The following is a 24,965-nucleotide window of genomic DNA, read 5'->3' as shown; positions in this document are numbered from 1 at the left end:
CGCTCACCCTCACTGTGATCGATCGCCGCCGAGCTGGACCGCAGCCCGTCCACGGCGCTGGACATCGGCAAGCCTTCCTGATCTGCTGCGTGCGGGTACCGGACAAATACCGGCCGGGGCGGCGGCTGCAGGAGGTGCGGGCGCTCAGCCGGCTCACAAAGGCAGGCCGGCCGATCGGGTGATGTGCTCATGGGCCATGGAATCCCAGTCCGACAGCCCCGTGAGCCTGGCCCTGACCCGCTGGGCGTCGGCGTGGTCGAGTTCCTCGAAAATGTGCAGCGCGTCGCCCCAGATGAGCCGGGCGGTCTCGCCTTCGCCCAGCTTCTGGTGGCTGTCGCCCAGCCGGGTGAGCGTTCCCGCCACGCTGCACAGATCGCCCGCGTTCCGGAACAGCACCAGGCTCTGCCGGTAGCAGTCGATGGCCTGCTCGTGCTGCTGGAGATGATGATGGATGTGGCCCAGGCTGTCCCAGGTCGCCGCCTGGCCGTGGAGGTCACCCGTCAGGAACTGCAGGTCGAGCGCCTGCCAGCAGTAGGCGAGGGCCTTGGAATGCTCGCCGAGCAGCGTGTAGTGCCAGCCGACCGCGTTGAGCGCCCGCGCCTGCCCGGCCTGATGGTTGGTCCGCTGGTAGAGCTCGAGCGCCTGCTTGGCGTGGCTGAGCGCCTCCCGGTAGCGTTCCTGCCGTTCGAGCACTCCTGACATGTTCCCGTGCGTGTGCGCGGCTCCGGTGAGGTCGCCCAGGTCGCCGTAGAGCCGGAGCGCCGACTGGAAATGCCCGAGGGCGTCGTCATAGCGGCTCAGCTTGGTGAGGGCCCACCCGAGGTTCCGGTAGGCGTGCGCCTGTCCGATCATGTCGCCGGTACGGCAGGCGGCCTCCAGGCCCAGCTCCTGGAGCCCGGCCTGTTCACGCCATCGGCCCTGTCGATCCAGGAAATCATTCAACAGCCATGTGAGCTGCCATAAATGCGTGTCGAACCCTGACTGCGCAGCGAGGGAGACGGCCGCCATCAGGACCGGATGCTCGGTCTTGAACCATTCCATGGCCTGCTCGTGGTCGTTCGCCGCCGACAGGACGACTCCGGGCTGGGGCGGCGTCAGGAGCAGCGGGCTCTGATGGACGTTGAGCAGCCGGGCCGAGTGGTCCGCGGTGTGCACGTAGTGGTCGAGCAGCCGGTGGAGCGCGGCCTGCCGTTCGGACTCGACCTCGTGGGCGCTCGCGAGCTCGGCGGCGTAGGCACGCAGCAGGTCGTGGAAGGCGTAGCGGCCGTGAGCGTGCTGGGTGATCAGGTGCGTACGCGTCAGCTCGGCCAGCAAGGGACGCGTCTGGGCCAGGGACATGCCCACGAGGCTGGCCGCGGCCGGCGCGGTGATCTCTGGGCCGGGGTGGGAGCCGAGCAGCCGGAACAACCGCGCGGTGTCGGCGGTGAGCGCGTGGTAGGACCACGAGAACACGGTACGGATCTGCGTCATCGGTTCGCCGCCGTCGAAGACGTCCAGGTAGGCGTCGTCGAGTTCGGCGACCAGAACGGACAGCGAGACGTCGGGGTTGCTCGCCGCCCGTGACGCCACGATCGCGATGGCCAGGGGAAGCCGCGCGCACCGTCTGATGATCTCCTCCGCCGCGTCTGCCTCGTCGACCACCCGGTTCGCGCCCAGGCGCTTGGCCATCAGCTTGCGGGCGTCCGAGACGGGCAGCAGCTTGAGCGGCAGCGGGTGGGCGCCTTCCATCGCCATGAGCCCGGACAACTGGCTGCGGCTGGTCACCAGGACCAGGCAGCCCGGCGAATCCGGCAGGAGCGGACGTACCTGCTCGGAGTCACGGGCATTGTCGAGCACGATCAGAACCCGGCGCCCGGCGAGCATGCTCCGGTAGAGGCCGGTCTGGGCGGCCAGGCCGGCCGGCACCCGTTGGGGTGGCACGCCCAGCGCCTCCAGGAGGCTGCGCATCGCCTCGGCGGGGCTCATCGGCGATCCGGTCGGGTCGAATCCCCGCAGGTTGAGGTACAGCTGGCCGTCCGGGAAACGTTTACTGACATGGTGCGCCCAGTGCACCGCCAAGGCGGTTTTCCCCACTCCGGCCGCTCCCGACAACACGGTGACGACGACCGCGGTGGGCTGTTCGTCGGCGGCGCCCAGGAGCGCGTCGAGCCGCTCCAGCTCGGGGGCGCGTCCGACGAATCCGTAGACGTCCAGCGGCAGCAGGGCAGGCGACATCGGAGCGGGCTCGGGCGAGGCGTGCAGAACCTGCCGGTGAACCTCGCGGAGGTATTCGCCCGGCTCGATGCCCAGCTCCTCGATCAGCACGTGCCGGACTTCCTGGTAGACCCGCAAGGCCTCGGCCCGCTGGCCGGAGGCGTTCAGCGCCAGCATGAGCTGGCCGTGGAACCGTTCACGCAACAGGTGGCTGGCAACGAGGAAGCGCAGCTCGCCGACGAGCGAGGCGTGCCGGCCCAGCGCGAGCTCGGCGTCGATGCATTCCTCCATCATCTGGCACCAGATGTCCTCCCACACCCGGACGTAGTGCGCCCGCAGCACCTCGGAGTCGATGCCGGTCATCGGCTCGCCCCGCCACAGCGCGAGCGCGTCCCGGAGCAACGCGGACTGCCCCTGCTGGTTCATGCTCGCGGCGGCCTGGGCGGCTCGCGCCCGTAGGCGCTGGACCTGTGTCGTGTCCACTTCGCACTTGTCCACGTTCAGCAGGTAACCACCCGGTTTGGTGAGCAGGACCTGCGAGGTCGCGAGGAGCTTGCGCAGGCGCATGACATGGCTGTGCACGGTCTCGCGTGCCGTCGGGGGCGGCTCGCCGTCCCATAGGCAGTCCACCAGATGCTCGACCGGGACGACCTCGCCGAGGCGGAGCGTGAGCGCCGCGAGGATGATGCGTTGTTTGGCGGACGTGACCGGTATCAGCATGTCCTGGTCGTCACGGATCTCCAGTGGGCCCAGCAGTTTGATCTTCACCGACTGCCCCACCTTTCTGGTGTCATCGAGTTGCCAGCCAGCTGCCAGGAGCGCAACGCATAATGCTGCTTTTTGTGGATCAATCACACAATGATCAGCCAAACCGGACACGTCAACGGGGCTGGTCGATCAGTGTAATGAATTCCTGACAACCGGTGCCATCGAGCTGCCATCCGCCTGCCAGGCGGCGTCGCGACGATCTCGTTACCAACGAGTAGCGTCTGTGAGGAGCTCAGCTTGCGCAGGTTCACCTTAGCCACCGCGGTCGCGGCGGTATTGCTTCCCCTGCTCGCCGCGTCACCCGCCGCCGCCGACACCGTCGGGGACGCGCCGACGGTCCCCGTCCAGGGGATCGGCCCCGGCCTCTACTTCCCCGCATCCCACACCTACGAGCTGCATGAATCTGACGTGGCGGCGGGCGCGATCGGCCGGCGTCACAACGTGACCGTCGTGGACGATGGCCTGGCCAAGCCGCAGACCGCCCCCGCGTCACGTCCCGAGCTGGGCGTCTTCGGACCCGGCTGGCAGGCCGAGTTCCTCGGCGGCACGATCGCCCGGAAACTGGAGATCCAGAACGGCGCCGTCGTCGTCACCGAGCTGGACGGCGGCACCTCGACCCGCTACGCGCTGACCAGCAGCATCTCCTTCCCCTCGGGCGGCGGCATCCAGAAGTACGAGGACCCGAACGGCTCCAAGATCACGGAGACCACCAAGTGGGACGCGGCGGCCGGAGAGCTGCACACCACGGTCGTGGAGACCATCGCGTCGAACCTGGCCACGGCGGACGAGGGCGACGACGTCTTCGTCAACGCCGGCGGCACCCCGTTCACCGAGGCCGAGCTCAGCCCCACCTACACCTGGAACAAACTGGGCACACTCCAGGGCGACAACTGGCGTGTCACCGGGTTCGGGACCAGCGCGTACGGCACGAGCCTGCTGACCTACGACTCCGCCGGACGGATCAGCACCATCAAGGACCCGGCCGTCGACGAGAAGCCGGAAGAGACGGTGACGCTCCGCTACGCGACCACCACCACGGCCACCTCCGGCTCGTTCGGCGACTACGCCGGCCAGGTCAAGGAGATCACCGTCGTCTCCGGCACCGAGGCGCCGAAGACCGTGGCCAGATTCGACTACAGCCTGTCAGGCTGGCTCAGTGCCGCGAGTGACCCCAGCAGCGGCACTGCGGCGGAGACGTACACCTACGACACGGCTGGACGCCTTGACCACCTGAACTCGCTAGAGCTCGGCAACTGGGACCTGTCCTTCCCCGCGAACAGTGCCTCCCCCACTGTGGCCTCGACCGAGCTCGACCGTCCGTCCGCCATCGACCCCCTGGCCGGCGCTACGGGAGTCGGCGACCCCAACGCCGTCGAACCGCCCGCGTCCGACTTCACCGACCCTGCGAGCATCGACGGGACGCTGTCCTCCCCCACCAAGTGCGCAACCGTCGAGAACTGGTTGTGGTACACGAAGAAGGGCTGTTCGGCCTGGGCCGCGCACTACGGCTGGCACAACCCGCAGTTCAAGAACACCCCCACCGGATTCCAGGTCGTCGGCATCAACCACGACCACTGCACGAACTCGCCGGACAAGCCCCGGTACCTGTTCTGGAAGTTCGACTTCCGGGTGCCCTGTGACATGCACGACTACGGCTACGGCCTGATCGGCAACACGTACAAGGGCTACAAGTGGTACATCGACCGGAACAAGAAGTCCAAGGTGGACAACCTGTTCTTCACCACGCTCGTCAAGAAGACCTGCCCCGCGTACTCGAAGGCCGCGCGTGTCGGCTGCCTCCAGCTGGCCGCCATCTATCGGGTCGGGGTGCTGGCCGGTAAGCCCAAGAACGGTGCGGACGCGACTCACGGTTCGCGCCCATAGAAGCACCTGAACCATGACCGGATGGCGGGCGGACGCCATCCGGTCCTTTCACGAAGGTCCTCGACAGCGCCTCAGCTGTCGGCGGGGCCGGTGCGGCCGGGAGAGATCAGGCCGGTTTCGTAGGCGACCACCACGGCTTGGACACGGTCGCGCAGGTCGAGCTTGGACAGGATGCTGGCGACATGGGTCTTCACCGTGGCCACGCTGAGGGTCAGCTGGTCGGCGAGTTCGGCGTTGCTCAGGCCGGTGGCGAGCAGGCGCAGCACATCCAGTTCCCGGGGCGTCAGCTGGTGCAGATCGCGGTGGAGGGTGGGCTTCGCGTCGTCGCGGCGGGCGAAACGCTCGACCAGGCGGCGGGTGATGGTGGGCGCGAGCAGGGCGTCGCCGGAGCGCACCAGACGTACCGCGGCCACCAGGTGTTCGGGTGAGACGTCCTTGAGCAGGAACCCGCTCGCCCCCGCGGCGAGCGCGGCGTACACGTAGTGGTCGAGGTCGTAGGTGGTCAGGATCAGCACGCGGGTGTCCTCGGCACCGCCCGCGAGGATCCGCCGGGTGGCTTCGAGGCCGTCCATCTGCGGCATCCGGATGTCCATGAGCACGACGTCGGGCCTGGTACGGCGGACCGCGGCGACCGCTTCGGCCCCGTCGACGGCCTCGGCCGCCACTTCGATGCCGTTGGCGGTGAGGATCATGCGGAATCCCGTGCGTACCAGTGCCTGGTCGTCGGCGATGACGGCGCGCAACCGCTCGGTCATACGGTCCGCCACGGGACGCGGGCCTTGATCCGGAATCCGCCCCCGGGCGTCCGTCCGGCGTCCAGGGTCCCGCCGTAGACCGCGAGCCGCTCGCGCAACCCGATCAACCCCCTGCCGTCACCGGTACGCGGCCCGGCGCTTCGTGTCCCGCCGGTGTCGCTCACCTCGATCTCCAGCCAGTCGCCGTGATGGCCGATCGTCACGGACGCGGCGGCTCCGGGCGCGTGCTTGATCGTATTGGTGAGGGCTTCCTGTACGACCCGGTAGGCGGCGAGGTCGATCCCGGGGGGCAAAGGCCCGGGCGGCGACACCGCGACGCGCACCGGCACTCCGGCGGCGCGGACTCGTTCCACCAGGCCGTCGAGCTGTTCGAGCCCGGGTTGGGGTTCGAGCCCGTCGGATGGCCCGTCGAGGCGTTCGCCGCCCGGGCCGGCGAGCAGGCCCATGACATGGCGCAATTCGGCCATGGCGGCCCGGCCGCCGGACTCGATCGCGAGCAGAGCCTGCTTCGACTGTTCCGGCTCCACGTCCATCACGCTGCGGGCCGCACCGGCCTGGATCACCATCACATTGACATTGTGGGTCACCACATCGTGGAGCTCGGCGGCGATCCGGGACCGCTCCTCGGTGACAGCCCTGCGCATGGCGTCCGCCTGCGCCTGCTGCAGCTCGGTGAGCCGGTGCCGGCTGGCTCCAAGCTGCCGCCGCCAGAAACGGACGAAACTCCCGATGACGCCGACGCTCAGCAGGACGACGAACGGCCCCATCCAGCCCGGCAAGGCAGGCGTGATGTCCCCGAACCCGGCACTACCGGCGAGCCCGGCGGCGAGCACGAGGCCACCCATCGCCGGGATCCGGTGACGGCTATAGGCGGCGGCGCCGTACGCGGCGACAGCGCAGGTCAGTACGGTGATCCAGGTCGCATCCGCTTGGGTGGCCCGGGCCGCTGCCAGCACCACCCAGAAGGTGATGAGCGGGTACCGGCGCCGCGCCGCCAGCGGCAACGCCGTCAGCGCCACGAGGAACACGGGCGGGTCGTGGGACGGAAGCCGGGCAAGTGGTAGGGATGCGCCGGGAGGTAGTGCGTGGCCGGCCGGGGGACCAGGTCGCAGCCGCAAGTACTCGATCGCTTCGGGCTGATGCGCGGTAGAGCCGATCGCTGGATCTTTCGCCCATAGGGTCACCGCGATGACCGTCAGGACGATCGCGATCACCACGTCGACGGCGAGTGCTCCGCGAGACAGCCTTGGGGGTCCGCCGCTGCTCCGCCCCGGCGTGTCCCGGACGCCGCGCTGATCTGAGTAGTCCTCGTTCAGCCGGCTGTACAGGTCGAGCACCTGCCGCCACCACGACCGTCGTTCACCGATTTCCACCGGCACATTGTCACGCCTGCCCCGTTCGTCCCACATCGGTCGCCATGACGGGAGTTCCCGCTCTTCGGGACTAGATCGCAGGGATGAGCCGGCGGCCCCTCGTTCTCAGGCGGTACGTGATCTCGGTTTGACGGCCGAAGCGCACCCACATGAGCAGTACCTAGTTTCGTTCCCGGCACTGTTCATGACCACCTTTTCAGGAGGACATAGCGTGACTTCTGTCCTGCAGGCCCAGGCACTGGGCAAGAAGTACGGCAGACGCTGGGCGCTGCGCGAGTGCACCATCGACATCCCGGCGGGCCACGTCGTGGGGTTGGTGGGTCCCAACGGAGCCGGCAAGTCCACGCTGCTGAAGCTGGCCAGCGGCCAGCTCGAACCGACCGCGGGCGGCATCACCGTGCTCGGCGGCCGGCCAGGCGGCACGTCCGCGCAGTTGGCCAAGGTCGGGTTCGTCGCCCAGGAGACCCCCGTCTACGCGGGCATGACCGTTGCCGAACACCTGCGGCTGGGAGCTCGGCTCAACCCCCGCTGGGACGACGGCATGGCGCGGGAACGCATCGCGCGGCTCGGCCTCGTCCCCGCGCATCGGGCGGGCAAGCTGTCGGGCGGCCAGCGCGCCCAGCTCGCCCTCACCCTCGGCCTGGCCAAGCGGCCCGAGCTGCTGATCCTGGACGAACCCGCGGCCGCACTCGACCCGCTGGCCCGTCACGAGTTCGTGCAGGGGCTGATGGAGGCCGCCGTCGAGCACAAGCTGAGCGTGGTGCTCTCCTCCCACCTGGTCTCCGACCTGGAACGGGTCTGCGACTACCTGATCGTGCTCGTCGACTCCCGCGTCCAGATCGCCGGGAAGACCGACCAGCTGCTGGCCACCCATCACCGGCTCACCGGCCCGCGCCGCGATCCCGACCGGCTCCCCGACGACCAGCATGTGGTCTCCGCCAGCCACACCGACCGGCAGAGCACGTACGTGGTCCGTACCGACGCCCCGATCCACGACCCCGCCTGGACGGTCAGCCGGCTCAGCCTGGAGGACCTCGTCCTGGCCTACATGGACAGGCGCACCGCCGAGAACCGGCGAGTCGCCCTGGAGGTGCGGCGATGACCTGGCTGACCTGGCGGCAGTTCCGCGACTCGGCCGCGATGACGGCCGCCGTACTCGTGGTCCTCACCGCCGTGCTGGCCCTGACCGGCCCGGATCTGGCCTCCCGCTACGCTGCGGGGATCGCCGGCTGCACCCCGGACAACACCTGCGACGACTTCTTCGACCGCTTCTTCGACGAGTACCAGCTCCCCTTCCTCGCCCTCACCCTCGTCGTACTGATCCTGCCGGCGCTGGTCGGGCTCTTCTGGGGAGCTCCGCTGATCACCCGCGAGCTGGAGTCGGGCACGCATCTGCTGGTGTGGAACCAGAGCATCACCCGCGGCCGCTGGCTGGCGGTCAAGCTCGGGCTCACCGGCCTGGCCGCCACGGCCGCCGCCGGACTGTGCGGCCTTGCGGTGACCTGGTGGTCCGACCCCCTGGACAAGTCAGCGGTTCCGGAAATGGCCCGGATGGCTCCCCTGGTGTTCAGCGCGCGCGGCATCGCCCCGATGGGGTACGCGGCCTTCGCCTTCGTCCTGGGCGTGACCATGGGCGTGCTGGTGCGCCGCACACTGCCCGCCATGGCACTCACCCTGGTCGCTTTCACCGCGATCCAGCTCGCGATGCCGCTGCTGGTCCGTCCCCACCTGATGCCCCCGGTCACGTCGACCTTCGAGCTCGGCCGGACGAACGTGAACGGCATCGTGCCGCAAGGGCAGCAAGGCGGAGCCATGCAGGTCTTCCTGAGCACGTCGGCCGTTCCCGGCCACGCGGGCGCCTGGGTCCTGTCCAGCGTCCTGGTCGATCCGTCCGGACGTACCGTCGCCGGCGGCGATGGAGCCTCGGGGCCGTCGTCGACGATCGCGCGGTCCATCCCGATCTCCACGACGTCGGGACCCTGCGCACCATCGAGGGGACAGGGCACGGACGCGTGCACAGCGGAGATCAACCGGCTCGGCTATCGGCAGCAGGCGACGTACCAGCCCATCGAGAGCTTCTGGCCCTTCCAGTGGATCGAGACCGGGATCTACGCCCTGCTCACCCTCGGCCTCATCTGGCTCTGCTTCTGGCGGGTACGGAGAGGCTTGTCATGACCGTCGTCAGGATCGCGGCCGCCGGGCTCGCCCTGCTCCTGGCGGCGGCCTGCACGGCACCGGCGCCACCGCGCGGCGAGGCGAGCACGGCGGGCAGTACGGTCTGCGCGCCGCCCCAGGGAGCGCCCGGGGCGGAGACTCCCACCACGATCGACGTGATCGAGCAGGCGTACTTCTGCATCCTCGGCAACTACTACAGCGGCGCCACCCTGGACGCCCGCTCACTGCTGACCGCCGGATTCGTCGCCCTGACCCAGGAGCTCAACCGCGACGGACGCGACCTGCCGGGGGCCGGCATGCCCGCGCTGACCGGCGACCGCAAAGCCGACTGGGCCGCCTTCGAGGGGGTCTATCGGAAGGTCACCGATCAGGTGCCGGACCTGCGTGACAAGCTGGCCGTCGTCACCCTTGAGGCGATGGTGGCCGGCCTCGGCGACAACCATGCCGGCTGGACGCACGACGCCAAGCGGCCGCCCGACTACTACGACGGTGACGGCTACGGCCTGGGTCTGCAGGCGAACGTGGACGCTTCGCAGGCGGACGGCAACCTCGGCGTCGCACTCGCTCCGCTGTTCGTCACCGCCGTGCAGGGCGGCGCGGCGCAGGCCGCCGGACTGCGCGCGGGCGACATCATCGAATCGATCAACGGATCGGCGCCCTTCATCGACGCGAAGGCCACCCCCGCGATCGCCGCCCTCTACCCGCAATATCCGGAAGCGCACCCCGTCCGGCTGCGGCTCCTACGGCAGAGCACCGGCCGCCGCTGGAGCGTAACGCTCAAACCCGGCCTCTACCAGCGAGACCTGGCCACTCTGCAAGTGGTGCAGTCGAAGCTGCTGGACGACGATGTCGCCTACGTACGGCTGACCGGATTCGTGCCCGACTCCGCGGACCGGGCCCTGCGGGCGATCTCCAGGCTGCGGAAAGGCCGGACGCTCACCGGCGTCGTGCTGGACCTGCGCGGCAACAGCGACGGCAGCCCCACGGAGGCGATCCGGCTGCTGAGCACGTTCGGCCACGGCAAGGTCACCGCCTACCAGTGCACCGTGGACGGCAAATGCGAGACTTCGTGGACCGACGACACCGTCGAGCTGCTCGGCCTGCCCCTGATGGTGCTCACCGACCGCAGCTGCGCCTCGGCCTGCGAGCACTTCAGCTCCGCGGTCAAGGACCTGCGCCTGGGCCAGCTGGTCGGCACCAGAACCGCCGGCGTCATCTCCGGGCCGGCGCAGTCGTACCTGCTGCGCAACAACACCCTGCTGAGCTTCCCGGCCAGGCATCACCTGGGGCCCAACCGCGAGGTGATCGACCGGATCGGCGTGCCGCCCGACCACTACGTACCCCTGACCCCCAAGGACGCGGCCGCCGGACGCGACCCCGCCCTGGCCAAGGCCCTGACCTTGTTGCACAAGTGAACGGACCTCTCCATGAGACTGCTCCTGGCCGTCGCCGCGGGACTGGCCGTCCTCGCCGCGTCCGCCTGCTCCACACCCGCGCCGCCCCGATCCGACGCCGTGTCCGCCGCGCCCGCCGGGCCTGCCACCCTGCCCGCCCCCTCCGGCGCCCACCCGGTCGGCACCACCGCCCTGTATCTGAAGGACACCTCCCGCCCCGATCCCTGGAACCTCGACGTCGACGCCAGGGAGCTCAAGGTCACCCTGTGGTATCCGACCGAGCAACGGGACGGACCGCAGGCGCCGTACATGACACCCAAGGAATCGGAACTCCTCCTGAAAGGCTCCGGGATTGCGAGCGCGCCGTACAACACGCTGAGCAAGACCCGCACGAACGCCATCAAAGACGCCGAACCCGCAGGGAAGACGTTGCCGCTGGTGGTGCTCTCCCCTGGCTTCACCAAGCCGATGAGCACCCTCACGTCCTTGGCCGAGGACCTGGCCAGCCGAGGGTACGTCGTGGCCGGGATCGACCACACCTACGAGAGCTACGCCACGACCTTCCCCGATGGGCGGGTCGCCGAATGCCTCGCCTGTGACAGCAACTCCGATCCCGGCTTCGGCGCCGGGCTCGTCCAGGGCCGGGCGGCCGACGTCTCGTTCGTGCTCGACCAGCTGCCGGCGAAGTGGGCCGGTTCCGACCGGATCGACCGCTCCCGCATCGCGATGGTCGGCCAGTCGATCGGCGGATCCAGCGCTATGGCGACCATGCTCGAAGACCCCCGAGTGCGGGCCGGGATCGACATGGACGGCACCGCCTACGCCCGGATCCCCAAGAGCGGGTTCTCTCGGCCGTTCATGTTCCTGGGTTCGGCGGAGCACGTCTCCGGAGGCCCCATGCCTACGTGGGACCGCGACTGGAAGCTGCTCACCGGATGGAAGCGCTGGATCGTGCTGACAGGAGCGGAACACCAGTCCTTCACCGACACCCCGCTGCTTTCGGACGCCCTCGGCATCAAGCCCCTCCCCGGCGTCCTGGGCGCGGCGCGCGGCGCCGAACTCACCCGCACCTACGTGGCGGCCTTCCTCGACCAGCACCTGAACTCGCAACGGCAGCCCCTCCTGGACAAGCCGTCATCGCGCTATCCCGAGGCCAAGTTCTGCCCCGCGGCCTGCGCTCACCCCTGAGGCCATCGGATGCCTGCCTGGCCGGGTGCACGGCGGCGAGCCTGGGCAGGTGACCAAAGACGCGATGCGCCAGCGGGATCGGCGACCGGCTGGAAGCCGGACGCTCGATACCGCTGGCGCGTCAGGCCGGTGACGTGCCTACCCGGACGAAGAACCGAGCCGAGTCGTCATCCTGGAGGGCATTTCCGGTCCAGATGGGAGAGCTTTCAGGGCGCGTCCCGCCCGCCGCTACGTCCTGTATCGGAAGATGATCCGGCCGCGGGTGAGGTCGTACGGGCTGAGCTCCACGAGCACCCGGTCATACGGCAAGATCTTGATGTAGTGCTTCCTTATCTTCCCGCTGATGTGCGCCAGCACCTTGTGCCCGTTCGCAAGCTCCACCCTGAAGGTGGCGTTGCGCAGGCACTCGACGACGGTGCCCTCGACTTCGATGCCGTCTGCTGTTCTGGCCATAATTCTCGCATTTCTCCGGTCGGTGACTTGTGAGGTCGATGAGGAGACGGATTCCGTTGACGCAACCGTGATCGACGCGCTGCATCAGGCCGGTCCCCTCGCGCGGTGAGGCGGTGGGGCGTCAGCGGAGCACCAACTCCAGGTTGCTGCTCGTACGCCGGGCGCCGACGCCCTCGAACAACGCCGTGGCCGCCCCGTTGGATTCGTTCACCTCGGCGGACGCCGTTTCGATCCCGCAGCGGTGCAGCGAACCCAGCACGTGGGCGAGCAGCGCCTGAGCGATACCGCGGCGGTGGTGGTCGGACCGGACTGCGATCAGCCCGATCCGTGGCTGCCGGGTCACCGGCGCCAACCGGACCAGTCCCACATATTCCCCGGACTGTGCCGCCACCGCGTACTTCGACGGGTCCAGCAGGGTGACGCCGTCCGGGCGAGGCAGCACCTCAGCCGGCATCTCCTGCCATCCGACGGTGGCCTCGACCTCGTCGCGAATCACGCGGTCCAGCTTGCGCAGAGGACCCTCCTCCGCCTCGCCGACGGTGACTATCGTCACGCCCGGCGGCGGCAGCACTGAGCCGAGTCCCGTGACCCGCGGGTCGGTGGGCACGAGGTACTCCCACTCGCGGCGTCGGGTCGTGAAGCCGACTCGCTCCCAGTGGGACGTCAAGTCGAGGTCGGCCTCGTCGACCAGCGTGTGCAGTGGCTTCGGCAGATCTGCCAGCATGGCATCGGCGAGTTGGTCGAAGGCCGCGCAGTGCCACGCGTCGATGCTGAGGAAGATCCGCCCGTCGGGTCTGCGCGAAGAATCGCCGCGGCCGACCACCCGGTCGTCCGCCACAGCGTGCCACTGCCTCTCCGCGACCCGCGTGATGGCTACGGCATGCTCGCCCGTGCCCGGAGTGAAATGCCCAGAGTCCATAGGTTGTTGCCTTTCGGGAGTGCCTTGTCGAGGCGCTCCCGGCGACACCTACGTCAATCGCCCGACCGTGATGACGAGGGGGAGCACCCACATCGATACAGCGTTCATGGGTCTCACCTCCTCGTGGCCTGTCACGGTGTAGCGGACGCTATCAGCCCGAACGTCGTCCCGCCCAATCATTTTCCGCCGGCCAACCAGGCGGGCCGCCAACGCGCTCATCTGCCGCGATGTGTGCCGCCCGAACCGCGTCGTCGGCCACTTTCGCAGCACCTGTCGATCATGGTGTGTGCACGGTTGGTGCATCATGCAGCGCGCCAAGCCGGCCGAGTGGCGTCGTTCCTACCGGGGAGGACAGCCGCCTCTACCGATGAGCGGACGCTCGGCCCCTGACCGATGGACGAAGGTGACTCTGCCACCATCAGTGCCATGAGCGACTGGGAGCAGTTCCTCCACGAGGTTTCATGGTTCCTCCAACCCGGAGAGAGCGCTGTAGTGGGCGAGGCGCAGCCGTGGATCCGCGGATCGATCGACGACTTGCCTGAACTGTCTGCTCTGCTCCAATCGACGACCCTCACGCCTGTCTCCGTCGGAAGCAATGCCTACGAGTTGCTGGCATGGGGATCACCGGACGATCGACGGGGATGGCTCTGCCACCCGCCTCACGACGTGGACGGCGATTCCGTCCCCCAGACCCACAAGAGCTTCTGGAAACTCTGCGGCGGGATCGTCGAAAGGTTCCGTGAGCCCGCCACCTGGTGGAACAACCAGAACGAGGTGCTCACACTTGATGCGACGCGCGTAGGCATCGCAGATGTACTCACCGACTATGCGTGGCTCTGGGAAGACGTCGGCCTGGAAGTTTCCATCAGCCCCGATGAGTACTACGCCGTCGCCATAGAGGCCAACGGGAATCTGACGCTGGCACATCGGGACGACGGTCGGCTACTTCTCTTCGCACCGGACCACGCGTTCACAGCTGTCGCGCCATTGGCCGGCTCCCCGCCGTACTCGTTACTCACGATCGATGACGTGCCTGACCTCGCGACCTGGATAGAGGTGTGCGCCGCAGCCTGGCGACATCATCGATAGACCGACAAGCGTCCGGATCTGCCGCCGACCGCGCGCTATGGGGTGTCATGGTGAGCGGATCGAGTCAGCCCTGTTAGTGCTGAGCGCCGAGTTCGACGGCCATCACGCCACCGATGATCAAGGCGATGCCCAGCATCATGACCTTGGTGAGCGGTTCGCCGAACAGGACGCGGGAGCAGATGGCGGTCAGGGCGACGCCGGCGGCGGCCCAGATGCCATAGGCGACGCCGAGGGCGATTCCGCCGTTGAGGGTGATGGTGAGCATGGTGAACGCGGTGAGGTAGCCGGCGCCGACACCGATGAACCACTTCCTGGAGCCGCCGGGCTGCGAGGCCATGCGCAGCGCCAGGGTGCCGGCCGTCTCGGACAGGATGGCGCCGACGAGAGCGAGCCAGACCATCAGCTGTGCCCTTCCTGTGTGTGAGCGGCCTGCTTGGCGTGGGCGGCCTGGGACCCGATCTCGACGCAGAGCACGCCGCCGATGACCAGGCCGATGCCGAGAGCCATGACCCCGGTCAACGGGTCACCGAAGATGATGGTGGCGAGGATGGCGGTCAGGGCGACGCCGGCGGCGGCCCAGATGCCGTAGGCGACGCCGACACCGACGCCGAGCCGTAGCACGTAGGTCAGGGCGACGAAAGCGCTGATATAACCGGCCGCGACGAGCGCGTACCAGCCGGGATGGTCAACGGCCGCGCGCAGCGACAGGGTGGCGGTGACTTCCAGGAGGATCGCCGCGGCGAGCAGCAGCCACTTGTTCATCAGTCGGTCTCGTCTTCCAGAAGCTTGTCGATAGCAGTCGCCAGCAGCACCCGGTCTGGCTCGGCCGGGGCGAACACGCCGGTGGCGGCGGCGATCCAGTAGCCGTCGGCCGCCAGCCGAACCATGGTGAGCCGGGCACGGGTGGCTGGCGAAAGGTCGTCGGGCAGGATCAGCCAGGGTTGCAGCCGCCGCACCCAGGCGTCGGTAAACGCGTCGCGGTACATCGCATCGAAGTAGATCGCGAACTCGGCCTGGTCGTGGCGTTCGGTCAGCGAGACCTGCGCGTAGGCACGGATGCGCTCGGTGGCCGACGCGGCCGCCAGCGGCTTGTCCAGGCGGTCGAGCAGCAAATGCTCCCAGCGGGCGGCGACATGGTCGACCACCGCCAGCATCAGCGCCTCCTTGGTCGGGAAGTGGTACATCAACCCCGGCTTGGTCAGCCCGACCTGCTTGGCGGCCCCATCCAGGGTGATCGAGCCGCCCCCCTGCGCCCGGAGCAGCTCTAGCGCGCCGTCGATGATGCGTTGCTTTCCAGCTCTTGCCATGCCGTTACTTTACCTTCCGGTTGGTAAAGTAAGCAAGCTATGCGGAGCCGCGAGTACTCTGTCGAGAACAGGTTCTCCGTGTTGCCATTTCTCTTGACGACCAGGCACGAATCGCCTTCCACCCATTCCAGGCGCGCCGTCAACGGCATCAGCGTGGAGTAGAACTCTCCTCGATAGACGACGATGGCCGGGTCCTTGCCGACAGCCGCGTAGCACACGTTGCCAGAGGAGCACGATGAAGTCTGAGCAACCTCGACGGACGGAGCAGGCCGGTCGGTGCAGGCGGCTGCACTCAATGCCGTACTGAGCGTGGCGACGATGCTCCATAGCCGTCTCACGAAGACAACCTTCCAGCCAAGGAGGCGTCGCGGTATACGGAAACATGGCTGAACGTGCAGTACAGGCCTGACTGTCCCGCCACTCTGCGGGTCTATGCCCACGTGATCCGCGCAGCGGAAGCCTCGGCGGCGGACATCTTCACCCAGGCGATCGCCGAGTGAGCGCCCCTTGTTTGCAGCAGCGTTAGCAAGATCCCGAGATTGTCCCGACAAACACAAAGGCCCGTTCCAGGTTTTCCCTGGTAACGGGCCTTGATGCTGTGTGCGGCCGGAGGTACTCGAAACCCCAACCTTCCTGATCCGTAAGGCGGCGTTGCTGTGCAGCATCCGCGTCAACCTGCAAGAGAGCTGCACCCTCTGCCCTGTTCAGGCGGCCTTCGACCTGGCCTTCGCCTTTCCGAGGCCCTCACTACCCGTCCGCCGAGCTGGTCGATGGTCAGGAGGGGACCGTCGCCGGTGTGAGTGCCTGCGCGGGTTGGGTGACGGCCAGTTTGCGGGCCAGGCGCAGCCGGTACGCGTCCAGCACCACGGCGACCAGGATCACCAGCCCGGTGATGATCTGCCGTTCGAAGTCGGAGACGCCCATGAGCAGCAGCCCGTTGGTGAGCACGCCGAGCAGACATGCCCCGAGGAACGTACCGACCATGGAGCCGCGCCCGCCCAGCAGGCTGGCTCCGCCGATGACCACGGCGGCGATCGCGTTGAGCTCGTAGCCCTGGCCCAGGATAGGGCTGGCGATGTTGAGCCTGGCCATGTACAGGATGGCCGCGATGCCCACGGCCAATCCGGCGATCATGAAGGCGGCGATCTTGATGCGGGAGGTCTTGTGGCCGGACAGGCGGACGGCTTCCTCGTTGTTGCCGGTGGCGTAGATCAGTCGCCCGAAGACGGTGCGCGACAGCACGAACCAGCCGGCCCCTGCTAGCAGCAGCGCCACCCAGAACACCGCGGGGATGCCCATGAGCGTTAGGGTCCCGAACTCGTTGAGCGCGGCGGGCAGGTTGTAGATGGTGGCCGCGTCGGTATACCGTTCGGCGCCGCCGCGCGCGATGTTGAGCATGGCCAGGGTGACGATGAATGACGGCACCCGCCACTGTTCTGACACGAACCCGTTGACCCAGCCGACCACGCCGCCGACGAGCACGCTCACCAAGATCGCGCCGACCAGCGTCATGGCGGAGCCGGATCCGGCCATCATGGTGCCCGACACGACCGCGCACAACGCCATCGCCGAGCCGACCGACAGGTCGATGCCGCCGACCAGGATCACGAACGTCATGCCCACGGCGAGCACGGTGTTCAGCGTGATCTGGGTCATGATGTTGCGTAGGTTCTGCTCGGTCGCGAAGTTCGGCGCGGCGATGACGAAGAAGCCCGCGAGCAGCACCAGGGCGACGCCGATGCCGGCCTCGCCGAGCACGAGCCTTTTGATCACTGTGTTTCACCGTTCTTGAGGTAGCCCGAGTAGGCCATCGTGAGGATGTGCTCGGCGTCGAAGTCCGCCCGGGCGACCTCGCCGGCGATCTTGCCGCGGGAGAAGACCAGGACGCGGTCGCAGATGCCCATCAGCTCCGGCAGGTCCGAGGAGACGACGAGCAGGGCCTTGCCTTCTGCGGCCAGGCCGAGCAGCAGCTCGTGGATCTCGTACTTGGCGCCGACGTCGATGCCGCGGGTGGGCTCGTCCACGATCAGGATGTCGGATCCGGCGTTGAGCCACTTGGCCAGCACGACCTTCTGCTGGTTACCGCCCGACAGGGTGCGCACATGCTGGTCGACGCCCGCGGAACGCAGGTGCAGGCGCCGCCCGAGGTCCTCGGCGAGCGAGCGTTCCTGGCCGAAGCGCACCAGGAATCCGCGCAACTTGGCGAGCGTGACGTTGGCGCTGATCGGCAGGTCGAGGACCAGCCCCTGCGACTTGCGGTCCTCGGTGAGCAGGCTGATGCCGTGCCGTACCGCGTCCTGGGGGTGCCGGATGTGCACTTTCTTGCCGTAAAGCTCGATATTTTCGGACAAGGCGGGGTCGGCGCCGAAGATCGCGCGCATCGCCTCGGTACGACCGGAGCCGACCAGCCCGGCGAGCCCCACGACCTCGCCGCGCCGTACCGAGAAGGAGAGCGGCCCTTCGAAGCCCGCGACCTTGAGATCGTGCACCTTCAGCGCCACCTCGCCCAGCTCCGTCAGTGGCTTGGCCGGGAACTCCTGCGCCAGGTCGCGCCCCACCATCAACCTGACCAGGTCGGGCGCGGTCACGCCCGCCATCTCGCGGGTCTCGATGCTGCGCCCGTTGCGCAGCACGGTGACCCGGTCGGCCAGCTCCAGCACCTCCTGCAGGTGGTGGGAGATGTAGACGATGGCCACGCCGCGCTCGCGCAACGCCCGCAGGATGCCGAACAGGCGTCCCGCCTCGCGCGAGGTGAGTGTGGCGGTCGGCTCATCCATGATCAGCAGTTTGCAGTCGGTGGAGATCGCCTTCGCGATCTCCACCAGCTGCATCTGTGCGATGCCGAGCCGCTCGACCAGGGTGTCGGGCGAGACCTCCAGACCGATCTCCGTCAACAGCCGCGTGGCGTCCGCGCGCAGCCGCTTCCTGTCGACGACGCCCGCCGTGCGCGGCAGCGCGCGCAGGAACAGGTTCTCCGCCACGGTGAGGTACGGCAGCAGCGCCAGCTCCTGGTGGACCACCGAGATCCCGGCGGCCAGACCGTCGGCCGCGCTGGCGGGAGTGTACGGCGCGCCGTCGAAGGTCATCGTGCCGCCGTCCGGCGCGTGGATCCCGGCCAGGGCCTTGACCAGCGTGGACTTGCCCGCGCCGTTCTCTCCCACGAGGGCGTGGATCTCGCCCGCGCGGATGTCAAGGTCGACCCCGTCGAGCGCCATCACACCGGGAAAGCGCTTGACGAGGCCGGTGACGGTCATCATCCGACGTTGTCCTTGGTGATGAGCTTGATCTCGGTCTTCTGCCAGCCGCTGAAGTTCTCGCCGGCGATCATCTTCATGGCGTAGTCGATGCCGTTGGAGGCCTGCTGCGCCCCGTACTGGTCCAGGGTGGACACGACGGTGCCGTCCTTGACGTACTGGGCGATGGCCGGGATGTTGTCGAACGCGGCGACCTTGATCTGATCCTTCTTGCCCTGCTCCTCGATCGCCTTCAGCGCACCGAGTGCCATGTTGTCGTTGCCGGCCAGCACGCCCTTGATGTTCGGGTGCCCGGTGAGCATGTTGCCGAAGACGGTGTGCGCCTCGTCGGTCTCCCAGTGCGCGGTCTTGGAGTCGACGAGCTTGAGCCCGCCCGCCTTGATCGCGTCCTCGAACCCGGCCTTGCGCTGGGCGGCGTTGGCCGCGCCTGGGTTGCCCTCCAGGATGACGACCTCGGCGTCCTTGCCGAGGGCCTTGGCCAGCTCCATGCCCGACTGCTTGGCACCCTCGCGGTTGTCGGGGCCGACGAAGGGCACCTTGTCGCCGATGCCGGCGGCCTTCATCGCGCCCTCGTCGAGCTGAACGTCGATGTTGACGACCTTCACGCCCGCGTCGACGGCGCGCTTGATCGGCGCGATCAGCGCGCGCGAGTCGGCGGGGGCGATCACGACCGCCTTGGCCTGCTGGGTGACGCACTTCTCGACGGCGGCGACCTGGTTGTCGATGTCGGTCTCGTTCTGGATGCCGACCACGCTGAGTGTGAGGTCGCCGCGCTTGGCGGCGTGCTCCTCGGCGCCCTTCTGCATCTGCTGGAAGAACTCGTTGGCCAGCGACTTCATCACCAGGCAGACGCTCGGCTTCTCACCAGGCTTGGGGGCGGCGGCGGGCGCGGCGGCGGTGGTGCCGCCCTCCTTGCCGCAGGCGGTCAGCGCGAGTGCCAGACCGGCCACGACGACGATCTTCTTGTTCATGTGGTGTTTCTCCTTCAGAAGGGAACGCCCGCTTGGAGGACGACGTTCGCGTACGGCGTCGCCTCGCCGGTCCGCACGACTGCGCGGGCCCGGCCGGTGAGCTCTTTGAGACGGGTGTGAGGAATGCGTTCGGTTCTTGTCAGTACGCCGTCGAGGAAGCCGGGCGGCGACTCCTCGGCGACGTAGGCGGTCTCGACGACGAGCTCGCCGAGCACCGCTTCCAATACGGGCAGGAAGGCAGGCTCGCCCCTGCGCCAGACGAGGTCGACCGTCTCGACGCCGGGCGGGACGGGCAAGCCGGGGTCGGCCACCACGATGAGGTCGGTGTGTCCCGCCGCAGACAGGATGTGCAGCAGGCGGGGATGCCAGAGGCCGTCATGACGCACGGGCGAGCAACCTTTCCACTTGGTCGCCGGTGGGCATGGCGGTCTGGGCCCCGTGGCCGGTGGTGGCCAGCGCGCCGGCCGCGCAGGCCAGCCGTACAGCCTGGGCGAGAGGCAAGCCGGCCGCGTGGGCGAGCGCGAGTTGCGCGCAGAAGGTGTCCCCCGCGCCGACCGCGTCCACCGCATGCACCGGGAATGCGGGCACCTGGCAGACGCCGGAGGCGTCCTGGCCGCGCGCCCCGTGCTCGCCCAGCGTCACCACCGCGGCGCACGGCCCGAGCGCGAGCAGCGCCGCGGGGTCGGTGCCGCCGCACAGGGCGGCGGCCTCTCCCTCGTTGACGATCAGTAGGTCCACCTGGGTGAGCAGCTCTTCAAGACCCTGCGTGTACGGCGCGGCGTTGAGGATCACCGGCACGCCGTGGGCTCTGGCCTGCCGGGCGGCGGCGAGGCAGGCGGCCACCGGGATCTCCAGCTGTAGCAGGAGCGCGTCGGCGCCGGTGAGGTCGAGGTCGGTGAGGCGGAGCAGACCGTTGGCGCCGCTGGCGACAGTGATCATGTTCTCGCCGCCGTCCTCGACGACGATCATCGCCAGCCCAGTGGCGGCGGGCACCTGCCGTACGCCTGAGACGTCCACGCCCTCACGCGCCACGGCGGCGAGCAGCTCGCCGCCCAGTGCGTCGTCGCCGACCTGGCCCACCAGGCGAACCCGCGCGCCCAGCCGGGCGGCGGCCACCGCCTGGTTGGCGCCCTTGCCTCCGGCGGCCCGCACCGCGGCGGCGCCCGCGACCGTCTCGCCCCGGCCGGGCAGGCGCGTCACCGGGACCGTGAGATCCATGTTGAGACTGCCGACGACGACCAGCTCCAGCTCACGCATCGTCGACCCCGCCGACCGGGTCAGGGCAGCCACACGAGCCGCGCCTGATCAGCGTGGCGGACAGGACGACACGCTCGCCGCCTGATGAGTCACCGATCTGTGCCACCAGCAGCTCCACTGCGCGCCTGCCCAGTACCTCGATCGGCTGGCGCATGGTGGTGAGCGCGGGCACGGTGTAAGAGGAGGCGGCGATGCCGTCGAACGAGCACAGCGCGACGTCGCCCGGCACACTCAGCCCCAGCTCGGCCGCGGCGCGCACGACGCCGATCGCCTGCTCGTCGCTGGTCACGAAGAGCGCGGTGGGCCGGTCCTCCTGTGACAGGAGCTCGTGGCCGCCGAGGTAGCCCTGCCGCCGCCCGAACGGACCGTTGACCAGCGGCATCGAGGCCGGGTCGAGACCGGCTTCGGTCAGCGCCCGCGACCAGCCGGCGACACGGTCGACGGTCGGATGGATGTTCTTCGGCCCCGCCACGCAACCGATACGCCGCTGCCCGTGCGCGAGCAGGTGGCCGGTCGCCTCGTACGCGCCGCCCTCGTTGTCGAGAAGCAGGTGGCTTGCCGGGGTGTCGTCGAGCTCGCGGTCGAGCACGATGCACGGCACCTTGGAAGCGGCGAGCTGGGACCGCCAGGCGTGCGGGCCGTGGGCAGGAATCAGGATCAACCCGTCCACCTGGCGGTCGATCAGGGTCCGCACGTAGGCGGCCTCACGATCGTCGTCGTCCATCGCGTTGCCGAGCAACAGCGTCAGGCCGTGCTCGAAGGCGACGTCCTCGATCTCGCGGGCCAGCTCGGCGAAGAAGGGGTTGGCGTTGTCGGGGACGACAAGCCCGATCGTGTGCGTACGGCTGGTGCGCAACGAGCGTGCGACGGCGTTCGGCCGATAGCCGAGCTCGTCGATCGCGCGCAGCACCCGTTCGCGGGTGTGCGGCGCGACATTTCTCGGCCCGTTGTTGAGCACGTAGCTGACGACGGCGTCTGAGGTGCCGGCCAGCCGCGCCACATCGCGGCGTGTGACCACTACGCAAATCCCATCTACTCGTGTTGCAGCAGTATTCGGCTAGGGATTCCGCAGTAGCAACACGAGTAGATGGGACGTTATGAAGGTGTTATCGCAAGGTTTCAGGACGATCACGACCAGCGGGCTGAGGTTGTGCGCCGGCCTGCCGATGTCGCACAGTGCATCCTGTTCCGTACGGCAGCGCGCGGAGCCTGTGCAGGTCAGGCGGTTTCGGGGCTGCGCGATGGGCGCGGGGCTCCATGGTCGCCTGCTCACCGTACTGGCGCCCGTCCGATACGCCGATGGCCTCTTAAGGCTCGATCTGGCCGTACGCGCGCAACGTTCGGCGAGCACCGCGCCGTCGACGGGATCGATCTGGAGGTACGACCCGGTATAATCTTCGACGCCATCGGCCCGAACGGCGCCGGCAAGACCACCACGCTACGGACGCCGGCGGATCGACGCGGCCGTGCCAAGATCTTCGGGGTCAACGCGGCCGGCAACCCGCACGTGATCCGCCAGTTGGTCGGCGTCACCGGACAATACGCGTCCCTGGCTGCCCGCAAGAACCATGCGCTGGGGCCTCTCAGACATCATCGCTATCCCGATTCGACGGCGATGTTAGCGAACAATCTCGCATATCGATTTATAGTACGCAATAACGACAAATACTCGCCTGGCTGTTCGGCAGATAGAGGGGGCGTCGGCGGCACATATATCGCCTCTGCTGGAGATAGGGCATTGACGCTCAATGGATTACGGCGCGAGCATAATTGCGCAGGATTCATCCCCCGCCCGTGATCTTTATTCGAACCACGGCAATCGTCGCACTTCTGTGACCTATTCACTATCGGATGCCGACTCCAAGTGCTATCAAGGATCCTTGGAGGCCAATGATGGAGCGACTCGTCGAGTTTCAGTCAGACGGTGGAGAGACGCTACTGGTGGAAGTCCATGACCTGCCCGCATCCGATGGTGCGGCAAGACGCGGATGGGGCTCACGCCCCACAGCCCAAGAGGCTGACCGCAGTTTCGAGCAAGCCGTCGAACGTATACGCCCAGCCGCCCAAGCCGTGATCAATCGACTCCGACTCCTCTCGGACGCGCCTGATGAGATCAACGTCGAGTTCGGACTGGGACTGAGCGCGGAGGCCGGCGCCTTCATCGCGAAGACGAGCGGTTCGGCCAATTTCAAGATCTCGTTGACTTGGCATCGATCCAAACAGGGCAATGAATAAGAATACTTACAAGAATTTCGACATCCTCATCGAACGACATGGCAGCTCCTACCGCGCCAGAGTGTTGGACTCACCCAGCGGCCAGGGCGCCACACGTATTTTTCAACTTCCCTTCACCGATGAACAGCTAGAGATACTGTTACTCAAAATAGGACGTCGCCGCGGAATGCGCGGGGCTCCGCCTTCATCAAACGCAGCCGCAATCGAATTTGGCGGCAGCCTCTACTCTGCAGTTTTCCAAGAGCAGGTCCAAGCGCACCTCCTCATGAGCCTGCAGAGCACCGAAGAAGAGCAGTCCGGGTTGCGAATCAGAATACGCTTGTCAGGTTGTCCGGAACTTGCCGATCTCCCTTGGGAGTATCTGTACGACCCCGAGCGACGCCGCTTCATCTGCTTGTCAACCAGAACCCCCATGGTGCGATTTTTGGAGCTTCCCGATCCTAGTCGTGTTCTTTCGGTCACCGGGCCACTCAGGATGCTCGTGGTCATCTCCAATCCGAACGAACCCGACTTCGACGAACTCGATGTAGAACGAGAGTGGACAAATCTTGAGGAGGCATTGAGCGGTGTAGTGGAGTCAGGCTACGTCGAAATTGATCGTCTTGAGCCGCCAACCCTTAGCCGCTTGGATGCTCAGCTACGCCACCGCGACTACCATATTCTCCATTTCATTGGACATGGCCGGTTCAGTCCGCAGGTCGGCTACGGTGAGCTTCTCTTCGAAGATGACAATCACCGTGGCCTGCCGATAGGAGCAGCTCAGCTAGCCGCCCTCCTCCATGACCACGGCTCTCTCCGCCTTGCCATCCTCAACGCATGTGAAGGCGCTCGCACAGGTCATGTCGACCCTCTGGCAGGAGTGGCCCAGACGCTCGTACAACAACGTATTCCAGCGGTAGTGGCCATGCAGTTCGAGATCAGCGACCGCGCCGCGATTGCCTTCTCCAAGGTTTTCTATGAGATGCTCGCCGTTGGCGATCCCATTGATACATGCATCGCCCATGCTCGAAGAGCTATCTACGCAATTCCAAATCCCGTGGAATGGGCAACGCCTGTTTTGTATCTTCGCGCAGCCGACGGTCAGGTGTTCGACGTATCTTCCACTCCAACGCGGATACCTGATGTCCCACCTCGCAAAGCACCATCGGCAGAGAGCCTTTGGCGTGCCACCGTATCCACAGAGAAGCGAAGCTCCATGGTATGGGCTACGATCATCAACGTAGCGTTGACGAGCGAGTCACACATCATTGTGGCTCGGTGGGGCTGGTCGGACAGTCTTGAGGTCGATGGTCGCATCTTAAAAAAATCCATGAACGACCTGAATGGCGACCATACGTTCGTGCTAACCGATGCCGGTCGAAGATTGGCTGCGGAGCTGACTCTCACGTCAAAGAGGATGCGATATATTGTCCAATCCCTTGTGATCGATGGCCAAATCCTGTCTTGGTCGGATAAAGAGGCATGACCATAGGAAGATAGGCAGGCGGCGGTCGCGTGCAGTTCTTTGCGTACGTTGGTCCGGCGCACCTGAGGGCGCTGGTCCTGAGACCCGGCACCCCCTACGATGCCGTGTCCTGCCTCGCTTGATGCTTGACAGTCCTGCCTGCGAGCCGAATCAGGGCGTACGAAAGTGGGAGAAGGAGGAGAACTAGACTCAACGCCGTTCAGTTAGGGCGGGGTCGGTGGTGTCATGGGCTGCTCGTGAGCATGTTGATGCTGATGGTGGCTTTGTAGGTGGTGCGATCGATGG

General features: G+C 67.4%; 23 protein-coding genes. 8 read left to right on the top strand and 15 right to left on the bottom strand.

Annotated features, from left to right (window positions below; genetic code table 11):
* Positions 1–153: 153 nt before the first annotated feature.
* Positions 154–2,961 carry a BTAD domain-containing putative transcriptional regulator gene (locus AB0B91_RS53560; protein WP_358338990.1) on the bottom strand — a complete coding sequence of 936 codons (2,808 nt, stop codon included), beginning with the start codon at positions 2,959–2,961 and terminating at the stop codon, positions 154–156.
* A gap of 237 nt (positions 2,962–3,198) precedes the next feature.
* On the opposite strand from AB0B91_RS53560, the gene AB0B91_RS53555 reads away from it, so the two are divergent.
* Positions 3,199–4,845: a phospholipase A2 gene (locus AB0B91_RS53555; RefSeq protein ID WP_358338987.1), complete on the top strand. Its 1,647-nt coding sequence runs from the start codon at positions 3,199–3,201 to the stop codon at positions 4,843–4,845.
* Between the two features lie 71 nt (positions 4,846–4,916).
* Here the strand turns inward: AB0B91_RS53555 and AB0B91_RS53550 are convergent, their stop codons facing one another.
* Both AB0B91_RS53550 and AB0B91_RS53545 read right to left on the bottom strand, forming a co-directional pair.
* Entirely contained in the window at positions 4,917–5,600 is a 684-nt protein-coding gene (locus AB0B91_RS53550) for a response regulator transcription factor (protein WP_358338984.1), read from the bottom strand.
* The gene (locus AB0B91_RS53545; RefSeq protein WP_358338981.1) at positions 5,597–6,973 is read right to left on the bottom strand and encodes a histidine kinase; all 1,377 of its coding nucleotides are present in this window, start codon (positions 6,971–6,973) and stop codon (positions 5,597–5,599) included. The genes AB0B91_RS53550 and AB0B91_RS53545 overlap by 4 nt, the downstream gene beginning before the upstream one ends.
* Positions 6,974–7,184: 211 nt before the next feature.
* Here AB0B91_RS53545 and AB0B91_RS53540 point away from each other — a divergent pair, with 211 nt between their 5' ends.
* Genes AB0B91_RS53540 through AB0B91_RS53525 form a run of 4 tightly spaced genes read left to right on the top strand, consistent with a single transcriptional unit; the run spans position 7,185 to position 11,730 of the window.
* Entirely contained in the window at positions 7,185–8,075 is an 891-nt protein-coding gene (locus AB0B91_RS53540) for an ABC transporter ATP-binding protein (RefSeq protein ID WP_358338978.1), read from the top strand.
* Positions 8,072–9,148 carry an ABC transporter permease gene (locus tag AB0B91_RS53535; protein ID WP_358338975.1) on the top strand — a complete coding sequence of 359 codons (1,077 nt, stop codon included), beginning with the start codon at positions 8,072–8,074 and terminating at the stop codon, positions 9,146–9,148. The genes AB0B91_RS53540 and AB0B91_RS53535 overlap by 4 nt, the downstream gene beginning before the upstream one ends.
* Positions 9,145–10,563 carry a S41 family peptidase gene (locus AB0B91_RS53530; protein ID WP_358338972.1) on the top strand — a complete coding sequence of 473 codons (1,419 nt, stop codon included), beginning with the start codon at positions 9,145–9,147 and terminating at the stop codon, positions 10,561–10,563. The genes AB0B91_RS53535 and AB0B91_RS53530 overlap by 4 nt, the downstream gene beginning before the upstream one ends.
* Positions 10,564–10,575: 12 nt before the next feature.
* A complete protein-coding gene (locus AB0B91_RS53525; protein ID WP_358338969.1) occupies positions 10,576–11,730 on the top strand; it encodes an alpha/beta hydrolase in 1,155 nt (384 codons plus the stop codon).
* A gap of 228 nt (positions 11,731–11,958) precedes the next feature.
* On the opposite strand, the gene infA is transcribed toward AB0B91_RS53525, so the two are convergent.
* Both infA and AB0B91_RS53515 read right to left on the bottom strand, forming a co-directional pair.
* Positions 11,959–12,183 carry a translation initiation factor IF-1 gene (infA, locus tag AB0B91_RS53520; protein ID WP_358338966.1) on the bottom strand — a complete coding sequence of 75 codons (225 nt, stop codon included), beginning with the start codon at positions 12,181–12,183 and terminating at the stop codon, positions 11,959–11,961.
* Positions 12,184–12,304: 121 nt separating this feature from the next.
* A complete protein-coding gene (locus AB0B91_RS53515; protein ID WP_358338963.1) occupies positions 12,305–13,102 on the bottom strand; it encodes a GNAT family N-acetyltransferase in 798 nt (265 codons plus the stop codon).
* Between the two features lie 426 nt (positions 13,103–13,528).
* Here AB0B91_RS53515 and AB0B91_RS53510 point away from each other — a divergent pair, with 426 nt between their 5' ends.
* Positions 13,529–14,191: a hypothetical protein gene (locus tag AB0B91_RS53510; RefSeq protein WP_358338960.1), complete on the top strand. Its 663-nt coding sequence runs from the start codon at positions 13,529–13,531 to the stop codon at positions 14,189–14,191.
* 73 nt (positions 14,192–14,264) lie between these two features.
* Here the strand turns inward: AB0B91_RS53510 and AB0B91_RS53505 are convergent, their stop codons facing one another.
* From AB0B91_RS53505 to AB0B91_RS53460, 10 genes are all read right to left on the bottom strand, one after another.
* On the bottom strand, positions 14,265–14,591 hold the full coding sequence (locus tag AB0B91_RS53505) for an SMR family transporter (protein ID WP_358338957.1): 327 nt from the start codon (positions 14,589–14,591) through the stop codon (positions 14,265–14,267).
* Positions 14,591–14,953, bottom strand: a complete 363-nt coding sequence (locus AB0B91_RS53500) for an SMR family transporter (RefSeq protein ID WP_358338954.1) — start codon at positions 14,951–14,953, stop codon at positions 14,591–14,593. The genes AB0B91_RS53505 and AB0B91_RS53500 overlap by 1 nt, the downstream gene beginning before the upstream one ends.
* Positions 14,953–15,498, bottom strand: coding sequence for a TetR family transcriptional regulator (locus AB0B91_RS53495; protein WP_358338951.1), 546 nt, complete (start codon positions 15,496–15,498; stop codon positions 14,953–14,955). The genes AB0B91_RS53500 and AB0B91_RS53495 overlap by 1 nt, the downstream gene beginning before the upstream one ends.
* Positions 15,456–15,836 carry a hypothetical protein gene (locus tag AB0B91_RS53490; protein ID WP_358338949.1) on the bottom strand — a complete coding sequence of 127 codons (381 nt, stop codon included), beginning with the start codon at positions 15,834–15,836 and terminating at the stop codon, positions 15,456–15,458. The genes AB0B91_RS53495 and AB0B91_RS53490 overlap by 43 nt, the downstream gene beginning before the upstream one ends.
* Before the next feature lie 436 nt (positions 15,837–16,272).
* Positions 16,273–17,271, bottom strand: coding sequence for an ABC transporter permease (locus AB0B91_RS53485; RefSeq protein WP_358338946.1), 999 nt, complete (start codon positions 17,269–17,271; stop codon positions 16,273–16,275).
* Positions 17,268–18,755: a sugar ABC transporter ATP-binding protein gene (locus AB0B91_RS53480; protein WP_358338943.1), complete on the bottom strand. Its 1,488-nt coding sequence runs from the start codon at positions 18,753–18,755 to the stop codon at positions 17,268–17,270. The genes AB0B91_RS53485 and AB0B91_RS53480 overlap by 4 nt, the downstream gene beginning before the upstream one ends.
* Positions 18,752–19,723 carry a sugar ABC transporter substrate-binding protein gene (locus AB0B91_RS53475; RefSeq protein ID WP_358338940.1) on the bottom strand — a complete coding sequence of 324 codons (972 nt, stop codon included), beginning with the start codon at positions 19,721–19,723 and terminating at the stop codon, positions 18,752–18,754. The genes AB0B91_RS53480 and AB0B91_RS53475 overlap by 4 nt, the downstream gene beginning before the upstream one ends.
* A gap of 14 nt (positions 19,724–19,737) precedes the next feature.
* On the bottom strand, positions 19,738–20,109 hold the full coding sequence (locus AB0B91_RS53470) for an RbsD/FucU domain-containing protein (protein ID WP_219534534.1): 372 nt from the start codon (positions 20,107–20,109) through the stop codon (positions 19,738–19,740).
* Complete coding sequence (locus AB0B91_RS53465; protein WP_358338937.1) at positions 20,099–20,980, bottom strand: ribokinase; 882 nt, start codon at positions 20,978–20,980, stop codon at positions 20,099–20,101. Before AB0B91_RS53465 ends, AB0B91_RS53470 begins: the two co-directional genes overlap by 11 nt.
* A complete protein-coding gene (locus tag AB0B91_RS53460) occupies positions 20,973–21,998 on the bottom strand; it encodes a LacI family DNA-binding transcriptional regulator (protein WP_358338935.1) in 1,026 nt (341 codons plus the stop codon). Before AB0B91_RS53460 ends, AB0B91_RS53465 begins: the two co-directional genes overlap by 8 nt.
* Positions 21,999–22,870: 872 nt before the next feature.
* On the opposite strand from AB0B91_RS53460, the gene AB0B91_RS53455 reads away from it, so the two are divergent.
* Complete coding sequence (locus AB0B91_RS53455) at positions 22,871–23,215, top strand: CU044_2847 family protein (protein WP_358338932.1); 345 nt, start codon at positions 22,871–22,873, stop codon at positions 23,213–23,215.
* Complete coding sequence (locus AB0B91_RS53450) at positions 23,208–24,680, top strand: CHAT domain-containing protein (protein ID WP_358338929.1); 1,473 nt, start codon at positions 23,208–23,210, stop codon at positions 24,678–24,680. Before AB0B91_RS53455 ends, AB0B91_RS53450 begins: the two co-directional genes overlap by 8 nt.
* Positions 24,681–24,965: the final 285 nt, after the last annotated feature.

Source organism: Nonomuraea sp. NPDC049141 (assembly GCF_040648415.1).
Lineage (GTDB): Bacteria > Actinomycetota > Actinomycetes > Streptosporangiales > Streptosporangiaceae > Nonomuraea.
Note: the sequence above shows the minus strand (reverse complement) of the source record. Positions and strands in the feature narration are given on the sequence as shown.

Excerpts from the sequence above, each read along its gene's own strand:
- AB0B91_RS53505 (WP_358338957.1), bottom strand. The coding sequence starts at position 14,591 with ATGGTCTGGCTCGCTCTCGTCGGCGCCATCCTGTCCGAGACGGCCGGC.
- AB0B91_RS53455 (WP_358338932.1), top strand. The coding sequence starts at position 22,871 with ATGATGGAGCGACTCGTCGAGTTTCAGTCAGACGGTGGAGAGACGCTA.
- AB0B91_RS53510 (WP_358338960.1), top strand. The coding sequence starts at position 13,529 with ATGAGCGACTGGGAGCAGTTCCTCCACGAGGTTTCATGGTTCCTCCAA.
- AB0B91_RS53475 (WP_358338940.1), bottom strand. The coding sequence starts at position 19,723 with ATGAACAAGAAGATCGTCGTCGTGGCCGGTCTGGCACTCGCGCTGACC.
- AB0B91_RS53500 (WP_358338954.1), bottom strand. The coding sequence starts at position 14,953 with ATGAACAAGTGGCTGCTGCTCGCCGCGGCGATCCTCCTGGAAGTCACC.
- AB0B91_RS53525 (WP_358338969.1), top strand. The coding sequence starts at position 10,576 with ATGAGACTGCTCCTGGCCGTCGCCGCGGGACTGGCCGTCCTCGCCGCG.
- AB0B91_RS53450 (WP_358338929.1), top strand. The coding sequence starts at position 23,208 with ATGAATAAGAATACTTACAAGAATTTCGACATCCTCATCGAACGACAT.
- AB0B91_RS53535 (WP_358338975.1), top strand. The coding sequence starts at position 8,072 with ATGACCTGGCTGACCTGGCGGCAGTTCCGCGACTCGGCCGCGATGACG.
- AB0B91_RS53495 (WP_358338951.1), bottom strand. The coding sequence starts at position 15,498 with ATGGCAAGAGCTGGAAAGCAACGCATCATCGACGGCGCGCTAGAGCTG.
- AB0B91_RS53480 (WP_358338943.1), bottom strand. The coding sequence starts at position 18,755 with ATGATGACCGTCACCGGCCTCGTCAAGCGCTTTCCCGGTGTGATGGCG.
- AB0B91_RS53465 (WP_358338937.1), bottom strand. The coding sequence starts at position 20,980 with ATGCGTGAGCTGGAGCTGGTCGTCGTCGGCAGTCTCAACATGGATCTC.
- AB0B91_RS53550 (WP_358338984.1), bottom strand. The coding sequence starts at position 5,600 with ATGACCGAGCGGTTGCGCGCCGTCATCGCCGACGACCAGGCACTGGTA.
- AB0B91_RS53515 (WP_358338963.1), bottom strand. The coding sequence starts at position 13,102 with ATGGACTCTGGGCATTTCACTCCGGGCACGGGCGAGCATGCCGTAGCC.
- infA (WP_358338966.1), bottom strand. The coding sequence starts at position 12,183 with ATGGCCAGAACAGCAGACGGCATCGAAGTCGAGGGCACCGTCGTCGAG.
- AB0B91_RS53530 (WP_358338972.1), top strand. The coding sequence starts at position 9,145 with ATGACCGTCGTCAGGATCGCGGCCGCCGGGCTCGCCCTGCTCCTGGCG.